Below are 15,301 nucleotides of genomic sequence, written 5' to 3' on the forward strand. Positions count from 1 at the left end.
CTGCCGGGGCGGGCGGGGTCGGGGTCAGAGGAGCTCTCGGAGGCGGTCCGCCAGGAGGTCCCAGCGCCACTTCTCCTCGACCCAGGCGCGGCCCCGCTCGCCCATGCGGGCACGCAGGTCCGGGTCCTGGAGCAGGGCGACGATCCGCTCCGCCGCCTCGTCGGGGGCTCCGCCCCGCACGACCCACCCCGTCTCCCCGTCCAGCACCGCGTCCGGCGCCCCGCCGGAGTCGCCCGCGACCACCGGCAGCCCCGTCGCGGACGCCTCCAGGTAGACGATCCCGAGCCCCTCGACGTCCAGCCCGCCCCGACGGGTCCGGCACGGCATGGCGAAGACGTCCCCGGCCCCGTAGTGGGCCGGCAGCTCGGACCACGGCACCGGGCCCGTGAAGACCACCGAGTCCGCGACGCCCGCGGAGACCGCCAGCGCCCGCAGGTCGGACTCGTACGGCCCGCCGCCCACGATCAGCAGCACCGCGTCCGCCGCCGCCGCCAGGATCCGCGGCATCGCCTCGATCAGCGTGTCCTGGCCCTTGCGCGGCACGAGCCGCGATACGCACACCACCACCGGCCGATCGGTCAGCCCGAGCCGCGCCCGGACCTCCGCCCCGCCCGACTCCGGGTGGAAGGTCTTCTCGTCGACCCCCGGCGGCAGCTGCACCATCCGCTGCGCCGCCCGGTCCGTCACCGCCGAGGCGATCCGCGAACGCGTGTACTCCCCCAGGTAGGTCAGCGTGTCGGTGCCCTCGCCGATCCGCCGCAGCAGCTGCCGCGCCGCAGGCAGCTGGGCCCAGCCCGCCTCGTGCCCGTGCGTGGTCGCCACGATCCGCTTGGCGCCCGCCCGCCGCAGCGCCGGACCCATCAGACCGAGCGGGGCCGCCGCGCCGAACCACACGGACTCACAGCCGTGTTCGCGCAGCAGGCCCACGGCCCGCCGCGTCACGCGCGGGGTCGGCAGCAGCATGGTCGTGCGGTCGCGCACCACCTGGAAGGGCTGCTCGGCGTCGAAGGCCGCGGTGGCCTCGAGGCCCTCCGCGCTGTGCTTCCACGTGGAGGCGTACACGACGACCCGGTCGGGATCCAGCCGCAGTGCCATGTTGTGCAGGAAGGCCTGGATGCCGCCCGGTCGCGGGGGGAAGTCGTTGGTCACGATCAGCGTCTTGTGCATTGCCTGCCGACAGTACCGGACGCGTGCCGCGCTCAGCGGAGCCAGCCGCTCAGTGCCTCCTGCCAGGCCTTCGTGAGCCCCGCCTGGTCCACGCCCAGCGTCTCCTGCAGGGCCGCCGGCAGCGGTTCGCGGCCCGCCCGCTCGTACAGGGCGACCAGGGCCTCCTCGCCCCACTTCCCGGCGATCAGCCGGCAGGCTAGCCACGCGCCCTCGTAGGCCCGGGCCAGCGCCTGCGGATCGCCGCCGAAGGCGAAGTCCTCCGTCGCGGGCAGCCCGGCCGGCGCCTCGCCCCGCCGCACGGCCCGGGCCAGCGCCGGGGCGCCCTGCTCCGGGGTGGTGCTTCCGCCGCGGTAGGCCGCCCAGTCCGCGAAGCCCTCGGAGAGCCACAGCGGGGTGCGGGCCGTGGTCGCCGCCCGGGTGGCCACGTGGGTGACCTCGTGGGTCAGCACGATCCGCCGGCCCGCCTCGCCCAGCTCCGCGTACCCCTCCGGGTTGACCACCACCCGGTCCGCGGGGGCCGGTCCCGCGCCCACCCGGCCGGTGGTGACCGCGCCCATCCCCCGGTAGGCGTCGGCCGTACCGCCCAGCAGCTCCGCCATCCGCTCCAGCGACCCCGGGACCAGCACGACCACCCGCCCGGCCCACGGCCGGGGCCACGCGGCGGCCGCCGCGGGCACCGCCCGGTCGGCCTCGGCGGCGATCCCCCGCAGGGTGTCCTCGCCCTGTCCGGAGCCGCCCAGCACCAGCGCGTGCGTGCCCCGGACCACCGACACCGGGCCCTGGTCCCACAGCTGCGGCTGCGTGCCCGGCGCGGGCCGGTCGGCGGTGACCCGCCACGAGCCGGCCTCCTCGCGCAGTTCGAGCTCGCGGGCCGAGCCGGCCGGGGCCGGGTCGTAGCCGGTGAGCCGGTAGCGCAGCTCGGCCCGTACGAGGGCCCGTACGCCGTCCCGGCGCACCGAGTCCACCTCGTACGCCCAGTCCTCCACCGGGATCCCGGCGAGCCGCTCGGGCGGCGTCCGGGACCACTCGGCCACGGCCCGGCGGACGGCCGCCCCGGCCGTGTCCGCGGGCGGCCGCAGCGCGCAGCCCGCGGACAGCAGGCACAGCAGCAGCGGCAGCAGGCGGACGAGACGGCGGACCGGGAGCATCAGCCGATCGTACGCAAGGGCGGCCGCCGCGGGGTCAGGGCCGGGTGACGGCCGAGACCGGCATCATCCCGACGGGGTCGTAGCGGACCCTGGCGCCGGGGTACGGGGCGTGCACCACCTGGCCGTTGCCGACGTACATGCCGACGTGGCTGGCGTCCGAGCGGTAGGTCACCAGATCGCCCGGGCGGGCCTGCGACAGCGGCACCTGGCGGCCGGCGTGCCGCTGGGCCTGCGAGGTGCGCGGCAGGGAGACCCCGGCCTGGCGGTAGGACCAGACCATCAGCCCCGAGCAGTCGAAGCCGGAGGGGCCGGTGGAACCCCACACGTACGGACGGCCGACCGCGGCCCGGGCCGCCATCACGGCGGTCGCGGCGCGCCCCGACGAGGGGCCCGCGGAGGACAGCTCGGGCAGCGCGTCGGGGCGGCCGCCCGAGCGGGAGGCGCGCTCGAAGTCGGCGCGCTCCTCGGAGGGCATGGCGTTGAGCAGCCGCCGGGCGGCCGCGAGCTTGGCCGTGACGGACCGCTTGTGCCGGGCCACGTCGGCGCGCAGCGCGTCGAGCTCGGCGAGTTTGTGCGAGGCCTCGCGGCGCTCCTGGCCGAGCCGGCGCTGTTCCTCGCGCAGTTCGTCCAGCTGCCGGGCCTGACGGCCCGTCAACCGATCCAGGGCGGCGGCCTGCTCCAGGTAGGAGTCGGGGTCCTCGGCCAGCATCAGGCCGACGGCAGGGTCGATGCCGCCGCTGCGGTACTGGGCCCCGGCGAAGGTGCCGAGGATGCCCCGCATGGTGTTGATGCGTTCCTGCCCGCGGGCGACGGCATCCTGGGCCCGGTCGACCTCGGCGCGCAGCCGGTCGGCCTTCTCGCCCGCCTCGTTGAAGCGCTCGGTGGCCTGTTCGGCCTCCTCGAAGAGCCGGTCGACCTGGGCGCGGGAGCCCGCCGCGGGGTCCTGCGGCAGGCCGGGAGCCGCGCCCGCCGGTGTGCCCGTCATGGCGACCGCGGCGGTGGCCGCGGCGGCGGTGAGGACGGTGACCTTCGTGTTCCGGTCGAGGCTGCCGAGCCCGGGCCGGCGATGGGACGCCACGTGAAACCGCTCCCTTCCGCTGTGCGTGGCCCGGGTCCGCCCCCCGTGGACGGACGTGTGCCGGGTTACGCGCTGGCAGACAGTAGCCGCGCCGCCGGGCACCGGCCAACGACCATCGGCGGGCACGCACAGTGACGCCCCGCCGGAGACGCAGGTCACCGGCGGGGCGTGGGGTCAGAGCGGGGCCCGGTAATTCGCCCGGATGGGCGGTGTACGGCGCGTCCCGTGCTCGTGGCGGAGCGGGTCAGCCGATGCGCACGCCGAACTGGAACGGCATGTTGTCCATCGACTCGTACTTGACGCCGCCGCGCGGGTTGGCGGCGTGCAGCGTCATGTTGTTGCCGGCGTACAGGCCGACGTGGTGCAGGTCTCCGTAGAAGAAGACCAGGTCGCCGGGCTGGAGCTGGCTGCGGCTGATGCGGGTTCCGTCGTTGGCCTGGGTGTAGGTGACGCGGCTGATGCTGACGTTGGCCTGCTTGTAGGCCCACTGCGTCAGGCCGGAGCAGTCGAAGGAGCTGGGGCCCTCGTGGCCCGATATGTACGCGCTGCCGACCTTGGTCTTGGCGGCCGCGAGGGCGGCGGCGGCGCGGCCGGAGCCCTTCTCGTTGCCGAGGTCGACGCGGTTCGCGTCACTGCGGCTGGCGCGCGTCTCCTCGTCCTTGAGCGCGGCGCGCTCCTGGGCGGTGAGGGTGTTGAGCAGGGCCTGGGCCGCGGCGAGCTTCTCCTGGGAGACCTTCTTCTTCTCGCCGAGCTCCTTGCGGGTGGCGTCGAGGTCGGCGAGCTTGCCGGCGGCCTCCTGGCGCTGCTGCGCGAGGGTGCGCTGCTTGGCCTGGATCTTCTGGACCGCCTCGACCTGCTTGCCGCTCAGGTGCTCCAGGGAGGAGGCCTTGTCGAGGTAGCTGTCGGGGTCCTCGGAGAGGAGGAGGGCGACGGACGGGTCGATGCCGCCGTTGCGGTACTGCGCGCTCGCCATCGAACCGAGCGTGCCCCGCAGCTCGTTGAGGTCGCCCTGGCCGCGTGCGACCTGGTCCTGGAGCTGCCCGATCTCCTTCTCGAGCTTCTCCTGGCGCTCCTTGGCGCCGTTGAACTTCTCGGTGGCCTGCTCCGCCTCTTCGTAGAGGGCGTCGACCTGGCCCTTGACCTCGTCCTTGCTCGGCTTGGCCGGAGCGGCGGAGGCGGACTGGGCGGTGAGGGCCACGACGGCGGCCGCGGTGGCGCCGAGAACGGTCACACGGGCGCGGTTCGGCTGCTTGGGTCGACGGTGGGACGCCACGGAGGCGAGCTCCTTCTTCCTAGAGCCGCCGAAGAACGCAACTCGGCAGCACCTCCGCCGACACCCCGAATGAGTGATCTACCGCACGAAGGTTTGAACGCACACTAGTGACCTCGCTGTGATCAGTTCAAATCCCGAAGGGAAAAAATCCGCTCCCCTACCAGCTTCTTTACCTACAGCCCACGCTCTGTGCCGGTCACTTGACGGTACGTTCCCTGAGACCCCTGCCAATCCGGGCATGCGGGGCAGGAGTTACGAAACGCGCGAAAGCCGCTTCAGCAGCAATGCGGACGCCACCGGCCGCGCACCCGCCTTGGCCACCCCGTCGGCGACCTCCCGGTCGGTGGAGACCACCACCACCGGCCGGCCGGGCGGCTCCGCCCGCACCAGCTGGCGGATCAGCTCGTCCGCCGTCACACCGGCCTTGGAGAACAGCACCCGCACCCCGCGCGGCGGCGCGAGCAGCACCGGAGCGGCCAGCTCCGCCCCGTCGAAGACACAGGTCATCTCCGCGCCCGTCTGCGCGGCCAGCATCGACAGCCCGCCCAGCAGCCGCAGCCGCTGCTTCTCCAGCGGCATCGTCGGATAACCCGTCTTGGTCACGTTGTAGCCGTCGACCACCAGATGGGCCTGCGGCAGCGCCAACAGCTGGTCCAGCAGCGCCGGATCGGTCTCCGACAGCGCACGCGCCGCGATGTCCTTCGGCGTCATCCGGCCCGGCTCCACGGCCTCCACGGTGTCCGCCGGGCGCGTGGACACCGGCGGCAGCGCCAGTTCGCGGCGCAGCCCCGCCGCCGCGTCCAGCACGGTGTCCAGCAGCAGCCGCAACCGCATGTCCTCGATGCTGCGCCCCTCGCGGGTGGCCCGGCGCGAGGTCTCCAGCGAGGTCTCCACCTCCGCCAGCCGCGACTTGAGCCGCCGGGTCTCGCTCTCGGCGGCGGCCACCCGTGCGGCCGCCTCGCCGCGGATCCCGTCGATCTCCGCATTCACCTTGCGCAGGGCCGCCTCACCGCGCTTGACGTCGCTGAGCGCGCTGCGCAGTTTGCGCTGAAGCGATTCCGCTTCCTTGCGGGCCTCGTCCAGCTCGGCCCGCACCTGCTCACCACCGGACCGCTGCACGTCCCGGACCTGCGCCAGCTCCTCGCGCAGCCGGTCCAGCTCGCGCCGGGTCTCCTCGCCGACCCGCTCGGCGTCGGCGCGCTGCGCCTCCTCGCCCGCGGCGGCCACCAGCTTGACCCAGCCGACCGGCCGCAGGACGTACGCGGCGGCCGCCACGTCCAGCGGATCCGCGGCGGCGGGCGGAGCGCCGGACTCCAGGGCACCGGCCAGCTCCGCCTGCGCCTCGCGCAGCTTCTCGGCGACCCGGCTGCGGAACACCGGGTCGGTCTCGACCGCCGCGGCCATCGCGTTGCCCGCGAACTTGGCGCGCCGGGTCGGGGTGAAACGGGCGTACTGGCGCAGCTGCGCCGGGAGGTCCGCGACCGTCAGTCCGCCGAAGGCGTCCGAGACGAGCGCGACGACCCTGCGCCGCACGCCTTCCGGCAGCGGGCGGTCGAGCACCTCGGCGGCGTCGCCGGCCGCATCGGCCGGCTCAGCGCCGCTTGCTGGCTCCACAATCCGTCACCCCTACCGTGATCTACCTGTGGGCGGGGCTCCCTCAGGAGTCCGCGCCCGGCCTGTCCACGAGCTCGATCTGGTCCACCGCGTTGCACCAGCGGCAGCGGACCGATTCGATGGTCTCATTGACCACCTCTCGCTCCTCGACCTTGGGCTCCCCGGCGAGGTCCAGGTGGACGTACTCCACGACCTTCGACGAACGGGTGACGTCGAACCGCGTGAGGTTGCCGCACAGGGTGCAGCGCCACCGGGTGGTGTCGGTCGGCAGGGGAACCGTCATCAGGCCGCTCTCTCCTTCGTAGCTGTTTCAATTAAAGCCGTCTGCTGAGCCGTCCGCGCCGATTGGGCGGACGCCGGCTCGTAACCCTACGGCCTGCCACCGCTCCGGGTGGGGTCGGTTGCGTCATGCTCTGTCACATGATCGTAAGGTGGCAGGCCGTTCGCGAGGCCGCCCGGGGACCGGTGGTCACCCATGCGCTGATCGCGGGCTGCGCCGTGGTGTTCGTACTCGGCCCTGCCTCGGGGCTGAACCCGGCCTACGGGACGGGCGAGGGGCTGCTGAATGCCGGAACGGACTACTTCCGGCGCTGGGGCGTGGTCCCGGACGAGTTGTTCACGCACCGCCCGCGGGCCTGGCTGACCCCGCTGACGGCGCTGTTCGTGCACGGCAGCTGGCTGCACCTGCTCGGGAACATGCTCTTCCTCTACGTCTTCGGCGCGATGACGGAGGAACGGATGGGCCGCCCGGCGTTCCTCGTCTTCTACGTCTGTACGGGGTACGTGGCCCTGGCGGCTTACGCGGCGGCCAACACGGGCTCCTCACAGACCCTGGTCGGGGCCTCCGGGGCCATCTCCGCGGTGCTGGGCGCGTTCCTGTTCCTGCTCCCGCGGGCCAGGGTGACGAGCCTGTTCCCCTTCTTGTTCTTCCTGCCGCTGCGGTTCCCGGCGTGGCTCGTGCTGCTGTTCTGGTTCGCCCTCCAGGGGGTGGCCGCGCACCGGGCGGGCAGCGGTCCCGGGGTGGCCTACCTGGCCCACCTGGTGGGCTTCTCCGTCGGGTTCCTGTACGCGTGGGTGCGGTATCGGCGTACGACTAGAGTGGTGCGACCAGCGACGGCCATCGAGGGAGACAGTCAGCCGTGATCACCGCGATCGTGCTCATCAAGACCAGCGTGGACCGCATCCCCGAGATCGCCGAGTCCATCGCCGCGCTGGACAGCGTCAGCGAGGTCTACTCCGTGACGGGGACGTACGACCTGATCGCGCTGGTGCGGGTGGCCCGGCACGAGAACCTGGCCGACATCATCCCCGGCCGCATCAGCAAGATCCCGGGCGTCGAGGCGACGGACACGCACGTGGCGTTCCGTACGTACTCGCAGCACGACCTGGAAGCGGCCTTCGCGATCGGCCTGGACGCTTAGCACTGGGCTCCGCCGGCGAAGCCCTCGCCTCGAACGCCGGCGGGGCTGGGTTCGTCCCCCTGGGCGGGATCGGTCTGCCGGGCCGTGCGCGGGGTCCCTCCGGGGCGTCTCCTCGGCTCGCGCACCGAGCCGCGTCCCGGCCGCCGGGCCACGGTTGCGCGCTCGTCCTGCGGGGACGCCCCTGCACGCCCCCGCTCCCCCACCGAGACCAGGCCCCGGCTCCGGAGCCGGGCGTGGGGTGGGGACGTGCAGGAGGGTCCCCGCAGGACGAGCGCGCGACCTGGGCGGCGCTTGCGCAGCCGGGGCTTCGTGCGCGAGCCGAGGAGGCACTCCGGAGCGGCCCCGCACCACCCCCCGGCTAGGCACTCCGCAGGAGCAGTGGCAACGGCTCGCCCGGGTTCGCCGGGCGGCCTTCGGAGAGCCAGAAGAGGTAGCCGCGCAGGTACTCCGCGAGGCCTCCGTCGATGTACGCGACGTACTCCCGCGCCCCGCCGGCCGCCTCGCGTTCGTCCTCCCGCCCCGAGACCGACCACGTACGGTCCAGGGCCACGGCCCACTCCCGCACCCGGCCCCGCTCCCGCCACCACTCTCGGACGAGGTCCGGGGTCCAGTGGTCGTCGCCGTCGCAGGCGTATCCGGCCATCGGGTCCTGGGCGACCGCGCCCACCAGCGCCAGCGCCTGCGCCGCGTCACGGGGCTGCCGGTAGACGAACTCGGCGCCCCACTCGTCGTCGTAGAGCACATGCGCGGGCGCGATCAGCCGGCCCGTCCAGCAGGTATCGGTCCCCGCCCCGTAGAACGGCCCCGGCACGTTGCGCCAGTCGCGCTGCTCCCACCGGTCGGGCCAGGCGTTCCACCAGCGGCCCCGGTACTCCGGGGCGGGCAGCCACGTGCCGCCGTCCGGCGCGGGCAGCGGCCCGTTCGCCGCGGCCCGGACGGACGGCAGTGGGTCCCAGTAGCTCATGTCCCGCATCCTGCCAGGTCAGACGGCCGGGACGCAGCGGCCTTCCTCGGTGCGGTACTGCCACTTGGCGCCGTCCGCGACGAGCTCCCGCACCGCGCGGACGAAGCGCTCCACGTGCTCGTCGGGAGTGCCGGCGCCGAAGCTGACGCGGATCGCGTTCAGCGACCGGTCGCCCGGCTCCGCCTCCGGCGCCCCGCATTCGCCCTGGGCCTGCGGCTCGCTGCCCAGCAGGGTGCGGACCAGCGGGTGGGCGCAGAACAGGCCGTCGCGGACGCCGATCCCGTACTCGGCGGACAGCGCGGCCGCGAAGTGGGAGCTGTTCCAGCCGTCCACCACGAAGGAGATGACGCCGACGCGCGGGGCGTCGTCCCCGAAGAGGGAGAGGATCCGGACCGCCGGGACCTCCGCCAGGCCTTCGCGGACCTTCGCGATGAGGTGCTGCTCCCGGGCGACGAGGCTGTCGAACCCGGCTTCGGTCAGGGCCTTGCAGGCGGCGGCGATGGAGTAGACGCCGATGACGTTCGGGGAGCCTGCCTCGTGGCGGGCGGCCGTGGTGTGCCACTCGACGTCGACGCCGCCGTCGGCCCGGCGGGCGACCTTGCGCGAGGCGCCGCCGCCCGCGAGGTACGGCTCGGCCTCCTGAAGCCAGTCCGCGCGGCCGGCGAGCACGCCCGAGCCGAAGGGGGCGTACAGCTTGTGCCCGGAGAAGGCGACCCAGTCCACGTCGAGGTCCCGGACCGAGACGGGGTGGTGCGGGGCGAGCTGGGCGGCGTCCAGGACGATCCGCGCGCCGTGGGCGTGCGCGGCGGCGGAGAGCTCCTTGACCGGCCACAGTTCACCGGTGACGTTGGACGCGCCGGTGACGCAGACCAGGGCCGGGCCGTAGGGGTCGCGGTCGGCGAGCGCCCGCTCCAGGGTGGCGACGGCTTCGTCCGGGGTGCGGGGCGCGTTGAGGTAGGTGACCTGCGCGTCCGTCCACGGCAGCAGCGAGGCGTGGTGCTCGGTCTCGAAGACGAAGACCTGGCAGCCGTCCGGGAGGACGGCCGCGAGGAGGTTCAGGGAGTCGGTGGTGGACCGGGTGAAGACGACCTGGTCGGCGGGGCGGCAGTCGAGGAACTGGGCGACCGTGGCCCGGCTCTGCTCGAAGAGGTCGGTGGAGAGCTGCGAGAGGTATCCGGCGCCGCGGTGGACGCTGCCGTAGTAGGGGGCGTACGCGGCCACGTCGTCCCAGACGCGCTGGAGCGCCGGGGCGCTGGCGGCGTAGTCGAGGGCCGCGTAGGTGACCTCGCCGCCGGTGACGAGCGGGACGGTGATGTCCCGGCCGAGGACCGGCAGCGGCTCGGCACAGGCGGGGCCCTCGGCGGCGGAGGAGGAGGCTGCGGTGGCGGTGGCGACGGCGGCGTTCAGGGATGCGGACATGGCGGAATCTCCCGGCAGGCAGGGGTGAATGGCTTCGGTGTGCCCGTACGCGGCGGCTACGGCGCGGTGCCGTGCGGAGGGGTACGGGAAGTCCTCGGAGCTGAACGGGGGTACGCGGAAGCGACCCTGTTCCGAGGGGTGAAGAAGGGGCGGATTCGCCCTATCGCATTCGCTTGCTCACGGAAAACGCTCCTCGAGAGACCAGGACCCCTGGTGTCGAGGGATCCGCGCTTGCCGTAAGCCTTGCTGCCTACGGCCTGGTCATCACCCGGGGCACCCCGCCACGGAAGGAGGGTTGCCGGACAGCAAGCCGGGGCCTAAACGCTGTCACTCGTGACCTGGTCAGCATCTTGCCACAAGACCCCGTACGCGCAAGACCCCGGTCCACGATGCGGACCGGGGCCGTGGCCGGAAACGGGCGGCGGGGGGCTCAGGCGTTGCTGGCCGCCACCCACCGCTCCAGCGCCGCACGGGCCGCGCCCGAGTCGATGGACTGCGCCGCGCGGGCGATGCCGGCCGCGATCTGCTCCTCCAGGGTGCCCGTGCCCGGGTCCAGCGCCACCAGGGCGGCCGCCGAGTTCAGCAGGACCGCTTCGCGGACCGGGCCGGTCTCGCCGGCCAGCAGGCGGCGGGCGATGTCGGCGTTGTACGAGGCGTCCGCACCGCGCAGCGCCGAGACGTCGACCAGCGGGATGCCGACGTCACGCGGGTCGAAGGGCTGCTCGGAGACCTTGCCGTCGCGGACCCACCACACCCGTGAGGTGGCGGTGGTGGTCAGCTCGTCCAGCCCGTCGTCGCCGCGGAAGACGAGCGCGGAGGAGCCGCGCTCGGCGAGCACGCCGGCCACGATCGGGGCCACCCGGGGGTCCGCCACGCCCGTGGCCTGGGCGCGGACCTTGGCCGGGTTGGTCAGCGGGCCCAGGAAGTTGAAGGTGGTGCGGATGCCCAGTTCCTTGCGGGCGGCCGCGACGTGCCGCAGCGCCGGGTGGAACTTCACGGCGAAGCAGAAGGTGATGCCGGCCTCCTCCACGACCTCCGCCACCCGGGCGGGGGTGAGGTCGAGGTTGACGCCGAGCTTCTCCAGCACGTCCGAGGAGCCGCTGGCGGAGGACGCGGCCCGGTTGCCGTGCTTGACCACCTTGGCGCCCGTGCCGGCCACGACGATCGCGGACATGGTGGAGATGTTCACCGTCTTGGCCCCGTCGCCGCCGGTGCCGACGATGTCGACCGTCCGGCCCGGCACCTCGATCAGGTTGGCGTGCTCGTACATGGCGCGGACCAGGCCGTTGATCTCGGCGACCGTCTCCCCCTTGGCCCGCAGCGCGACCGCGAAACCGGCGATCTGGGCGTCGGTGGCCTCGCCGCGCATGATCCGGTCCATGGCCCAGGCGGTGTCCTCGGCGGTCAGGTCCCGGCCGCTGAGCAGGGCGTCGAGAACGCCCGGCCAGCCGCGGGCCGCCACGCTGTCGCCGCCTGCCGGGGTCGCAACGTTCATGGTCCGCTCCTGCTGTCGTCGCCCGCCGATGTGGGGGCCCACGTCGAATGGGAAGGGCTTCAGCCTATCCAGCCCCGGAGACGGCAAAGAGCCCCGTCCAGCGTCTGGACGGGGCTCTCGCCGTGGCGACACCGGGACTGACCGAAATCAGTCCCTCAAACGGGATCAGTGGTGGCCGTGGCCGCTCTGGATCTCCTTGTACTCCTCCACCGTGGGCTTCGGAATCTGGTTGTCCTCGGCGTAGAAGCCCTTGCTGAGCTTCGCGCGCAGCTTCTCGCCGAGCTTCACCTTGCGCTCGACGCCGTTCTCGTCGACCGCCGGGCCGATCTCGATCGGCTGGTACTGCGTGTACGAGGTGAGCGTGTGCAGCTTGGCCTGCGAGAGCGGCTCGTGGACCTCGACGAACTCACCGTGCGGCAGGCGCTTGATGATGCCGGTCTCGCGACCGTGCAGCACCTTGTCCCGGTCCCGGCGCTGGAGGCCGAGACAGATCCGCTTGGTGGCGATGAAGGCGAGGACCGGGACGACGAAGAAGCCGATCCGGACGAACCAGGTGATCGAGTTGATCGAGAGGTGGAAGTACTGCGCGAACATGTCGTTTCCACCGCCGATCAGCAGGACGATGTACTCCGCGATCCAGGCGACACCGAAGGCCGTACGGGTCGGGACGTTGCGCGGGCGGTCCAGCAGGTGGTGCTCGCGCTTGTCACCGGTGACCCAGGACTCGATGAACGGCCAGACGGCGATCGAGCACAGCACCAGCGGGAAGAGCAGCAGCGGGATGAACACGCCCAGGACGAGCGTGTGGCCCCACAGGTTGATCTCCCAGCCCGGCATCGCTCGGATCAGGCCTTCCGGCATACCCATGTACCAGTCGGGCTGCGCACCGGTGGACACGTGGTCCGGGCGGTACGGGCCGAGCGCCCAGATCGGGTTGATCGAGGCGATCGCCGCGATGGCCGCGATGACACCGAAGACCAGGAAGAAGAAGCCTCCGGCCTTGGCCATGTAGACCGGCAGCAGCGGCATGCCGACGACGTTGTTGTTCGTCTTGCCGGGGCCGGGGAACTGGGTGTGCTTGTGGTAGAAGACCAGGATCAGGTGGGCCACGAGCAGGCCCATCATGATGCCGGGCAGCAGGAGGATGTGCACCGAGTAGAACCGCGCGACGAAGTCGCCGCCCGGGAACTCCCCGCCGAACAGGAACATCGACAGGTACGTGCCGACGACCGGGACGGACAGGATGGCACCCTGCATGAAGCGGACACCGGTACCCGAGAGCAGGTCGTCCGGCAGCGAGTAACCGGTGAAGCCGGTGAACATGCCGAGGAACAGCAGCAGGAAGCCGAAGATCCAGTTGATCTCACGCGGCTTGCGGAACGCGCCGGTGAAGAAGACGCGCATCATGTGCACGATCATCGCCGCGACGAAGATCAGCGCGGCCCAGTGGTGGATCTGACGGATGAGCAGACCGCCGCGGACGTCGAAGCTGATGTCCAGGGTCGAGGCGAAGGCCTCGGACATCATGACGCCCTGCATGGGCACGTACGAGCCGTGGTACACGACCTCGTTCATGCTCGGGTGGAAGAACAGCGTCAGGTACACACCCGTGAGGATGATGATGATGAAGCTGTAGAGGCAGATCTCACCCAGCATGAAGGACCAGTGGTCCGGGAAGATCTTGCGCATGTTGGCCTTGGCGAGGCCGTAGATGCCCAGGCGGCCGTCCGCCCAGTCCGCTACGCGCTCGCCGGCCGGCGCTTTGCGCGCCTTCGTGTCAGTGGTCGCAGTGCTCATCCGCGCTCCCAGAATGCAGGGCCGACGGGCTCTTCGAAGTCGCCGAGCGCTTCGAGGAAGCCTTCGTCATTGACACCGATCCGCAGCTGCGGAAGCGCGTGACCGGCCGGGCCGAAGATGACACGGGCGCCGTCGGAGAGGTCGAAAGTGGACTGGTGGCACGGGCAGAGCACGTGGTGCGTCTGCTGCTCGTACAGGCTGATCGGGCAGCCGACGTGGGTGCAGATCTTGGAGTAGGCCACGATCCCGTCGTGGGACCACTCCAGCTCCCGCTTGTCCTTGATGTCGTCCGGCTGGATGCGGACGATCATCAGGGCGGCCTTGGCGATCTGGACCTGGAAGTCGTGCTGGTCCTCCTCCAGGCCTTCCGGCATGGCGAAGGTCAGCGAACCGACGAGCACGTCCTCGGGACGCAGCGGCTCCATCGTGTTCTGGTTGATGAGCAGCTTGCCCTTGGCCCACAGGGTCTTGCGCAGCTTGTCCTCGGGCAGCGGGCCCAAGTCGCGCATGATCATGACGGCGGAGAGCGGCAGCATGGCCAGCGCACCCAGCAGCGTGTTGCGGATCAGCGGGCGGCGGGCGATGCCCGACTCCTCCGCGCCGTCGCGGAAGTCCTGCAGGACCTGCGCCTTGACCTCCGGCGGAGCGGCGATCTCGTGGCGCTCGGCGGCGACCTCGACGTCGGACATCAGGGTGCGGGCCCAGTGGACCGCGCCCGCGCCGATGCAGAAGAGCGCCGTGCCCAGCGTCATGCCCAGCGCGAAGTTGAGCGCGCTCACCTTCCCGATGGGGAAGATGTACACGATCTTGTCGACCGGGAAGATCACGTAGGAGGCGATGAAGGCCACCGTGGCCAGCATCGACAGCGTGAACAGCATCGCGACGGTGCGCTCGGAGCGCTTCGCCGCCCGCTCGTCGATGTCCTGGATGCGCGGCTTGTGAACCGGCATGCCCGGGTCGGCGAACGGGTCGTCCGCGACCGCTACGGCACCGTGGTGCGCGTCGCCCTGCTCACTCGGCAGGTGCTTCTCTTCGGGAATGTCTTGACTCATGACTTCTTGGCCTTAGCGGTGTGGGCCGCGACCCAGACGGCAACAGCGATCAGCGCACCCAGACCGAAGATCCAGCCGAACAGACCCTCGGAAACGGGACCGAGGCCGCCGAGCTTGAGGCCACCGGGGCTGGTGGACTTCTCGCCGTTGACGTTCTCGAGGTACGCGATGATGTCCTTCTTCTGCTTCTCCGGCATGGTGCTGTCCGGGAAGGAGGGCATGTTCTGCGGGCCGGTCAGCATGGCCTCGTAGATGTGCTTCGGCGAGACGTCCTCAAGGTTGGGGGCGTACTTGCCGTTCGTCAGTGCGCCGCCCTCGCCGGTGAAGTTGTGGCACTGCGCGCAGTTGTTGCGGAACAGCTCACCACCGTTGGCGATGTCGGCACCCGCCGGGTCGTACTGCTTCTCGGTCGGCGTGATCGGACCGGCACCGAGGGAGGCGATGTACGCCGCCAGCTGGTCGATCTGCGCCTGCGAGTAGATGTTGGGCTTCTTCGGCACCTGGGCGCCGGGCTGCTGGGCGGGCATGCGGCCCGTGCTCACCTGGAAGTCGACGGCCGCGGAGCCGACGCCGACCAGGCTGGGGCCGTCAGTGGAACCCTGACCGCCGGTTCCGTGGCAGCTTGCGCAGCCCACGGCGTAGAGCTTCTTGCCCTCCTCGATGGCGAGGGACTGGGCGGTTTCATCGGCCTGCGCCTTGCCCGCGGGGGCGAAGGCGGCGTACAGCCCCCCAGTGGCCGCCAGCGCGAGGAGTAGAACGACGACCGCCGCCAGCGGATGGCGTCGTCGTGCGGAGAGCTTTTTCACGGATTACCCCGGTGTCAGGATCTTCTGCGTCGGTGTTTCTGGATGGAGTGCCGGGTCGGGCCCGGTG

The 15,301-nt window shown here is 72.0% G+C and carries 14 protein-coding genes and 1 riboswitch; of the genes, 2 read left to right on the forward strand and 12 right to left on the reverse strand.

Going from position 1 to position 15,301, the window contains the following annotated elements:
• Positions 1–24: 24 nt before the first annotated feature.
• The 6 genes from ACTVZO_RS12355 to ACTVZO_RS12380 all read right to left on the reverse strand — a co-directional run bounded on the left by ACTVZO_RS12355 (position 25) and on the right by ACTVZO_RS12380 (position 6,563).
• Complete coding sequence (locus tag ACTVZO_RS12355) at positions 25–1,167, reverse strand: glycosyltransferase family 4 protein (protein WP_443298423.1); 1,143 nt, start codon at positions 1,165–1,167, stop codon at positions 25–27.
• A 32-nt stretch (positions 1,168–1,199) separates the two neighbouring features.
• Positions 1,200–2,315 carry a hypothetical protein gene (locus ACTVZO_RS12360; protein WP_443298424.1) on the reverse strand — a complete coding sequence of 372 codons (1,116 nt, stop codon included), beginning with the start codon at positions 2,313–2,315 and terminating at the stop codon, positions 1,200–1,202.
• 34 nt (positions 2,316–2,349) lie between these two features.
• Positions 2,350–3,393 carry an NlpC/P60 family protein gene (locus tag ACTVZO_RS12365; RefSeq protein ID WP_443298425.1) on the reverse strand — a complete coding sequence of 348 codons (1,044 nt, stop codon included), beginning with the start codon at positions 3,391–3,393 and terminating at the stop codon, positions 2,350–2,352.
• A gap of 244 nt (positions 3,394–3,637) precedes the next feature.
• Positions 3,638–4,666: an NlpC/P60 family protein gene (locus tag ACTVZO_RS12370; RefSeq protein WP_443298426.1), complete on the reverse strand. Its 1,029-nt coding sequence runs from the start codon at positions 4,664–4,666 to the stop codon at positions 3,638–3,640.
• 252 nt (positions 4,667–4,918) lie between these two features.
• Positions 4,919–6,283, reverse strand: coding sequence for an NYN domain-containing protein (locus ACTVZO_RS12375; protein ID WP_443303137.1), 1,365 nt, complete (start codon positions 6,281–6,283; stop codon positions 4,919–4,921).
• 40 nt (positions 6,284–6,323) lie between these two features.
• Positions 6,324–6,563 carry a hypothetical protein gene (locus ACTVZO_RS12380; protein ID WP_008738811.1) on the reverse strand — a complete coding sequence of 80 codons (240 nt, stop codon included), beginning with the start codon at positions 6,561–6,563 and terminating at the stop codon, positions 6,324–6,326.
• A 125-nt stretch (positions 6,564–6,688) separates the two neighbouring features.
• On the opposite strand from ACTVZO_RS12380, the gene ACTVZO_RS12385 reads away from it, so the two are divergent.
• Both ACTVZO_RS12385 and ACTVZO_RS12390 read left to right on the forward strand, forming a co-directional pair.
• Positions 6,689–7,423, forward strand: a complete 735-nt coding sequence (locus tag ACTVZO_RS12385) for a rhomboid family intramembrane serine protease (protein WP_443298427.1) — start codon at positions 6,689–6,691, stop codon at positions 7,421–7,423.
• Positions 7,420–7,701 (forward strand): Lrp/AsnC family transcriptional regulator, encoded by a 282-nt coding sequence (locus ACTVZO_RS12390; RefSeq protein ID WP_008738815.1) that lies wholly within the window; start codon positions 7,420–7,422, stop codon positions 7,699–7,701. The genes ACTVZO_RS12385 and ACTVZO_RS12390 overlap by 4 nt, the downstream gene beginning before the upstream one ends.
• A gap of 358 nt (positions 7,702–8,059) precedes the next feature.
• Here the strand turns inward: ACTVZO_RS12390 and ACTVZO_RS12395 are convergent, their stop codons facing one another.
• The 6 genes from ACTVZO_RS12395 to qcrC form a co-directional block, all read right to left on the reverse strand.
• The gene (locus tag ACTVZO_RS12395; RefSeq protein WP_443298428.1) at positions 8,060–8,665 is read right to left on the reverse strand and encodes a hypothetical protein; all 606 of its coding nucleotides are present in this window, start codon (positions 8,663–8,665) and stop codon (positions 8,060–8,062) included.
• 18 nt (positions 8,666–8,683) lie between these two features.
• Entirely contained in the window at positions 8,684–10,084 is a 1,401-nt protein-coding gene (locus ACTVZO_RS12400) for an aminotransferase class V-fold PLP-dependent enzyme (protein ID WP_443298429.1), read from the reverse strand.
• A gap of 222 nt (positions 10,085–10,306) precedes the next feature.
• Positions 10,307–10,423: riboswitch (SAM riboswitch) on the reverse strand.
• 91 nt (positions 10,424–10,514) lie between these two features.
• A complete protein-coding gene (gene trpD, locus ACTVZO_RS12405; protein WP_443298430.1) occupies positions 10,515–11,579 on the reverse strand; it encodes an anthranilate phosphoribosyltransferase in 1,065 nt (354 codons plus the stop codon).
• Between the two features lie 165 nt (positions 11,580–11,744).
• Positions 11,745–13,376, reverse strand: a complete 1,632-nt coding sequence (gene qcrB / locus ACTVZO_RS12410) for a cytochrome bc1 complex cytochrome b subunit (RefSeq protein WP_443298431.1) — start codon at positions 13,374–13,376, stop codon at positions 11,745–11,747.
• On the reverse strand, positions 13,373–14,428 hold the full coding sequence (gene qcrA, locus ACTVZO_RS12415) for a cytochrome bc1 complex Rieske iron-sulfur subunit (RefSeq protein ID WP_443298432.1): 1,056 nt from the start codon (positions 14,426–14,428) through the stop codon (positions 13,373–13,375). The genes qcrB and qcrA overlap by 4 nt, the downstream gene beginning before the upstream one ends.
• Complete coding sequence (gene qcrC / locus ACTVZO_RS12420) at positions 14,425–15,234, reverse strand: cytochrome bc1 complex diheme cytochrome c subunit (protein ID WP_443298433.1); 810 nt, start codon at positions 15,232–15,234, stop codon at positions 14,425–14,427. The genes qcrA and qcrC overlap by 4 nt, the downstream gene beginning before the upstream one ends.
• Between the last annotated feature and the right edge of the window lie 67 nt (positions 15,235–15,301).

The sequence above is a fragment of the Streptomyces sp. IBSNAI002 genome, from assembly GCF_052244475.1.
Classification (GTDB): Bacteria; Actinomycetota; Actinomycetes; order Streptomycetales; family Streptomycetaceae; genus Streptomyces.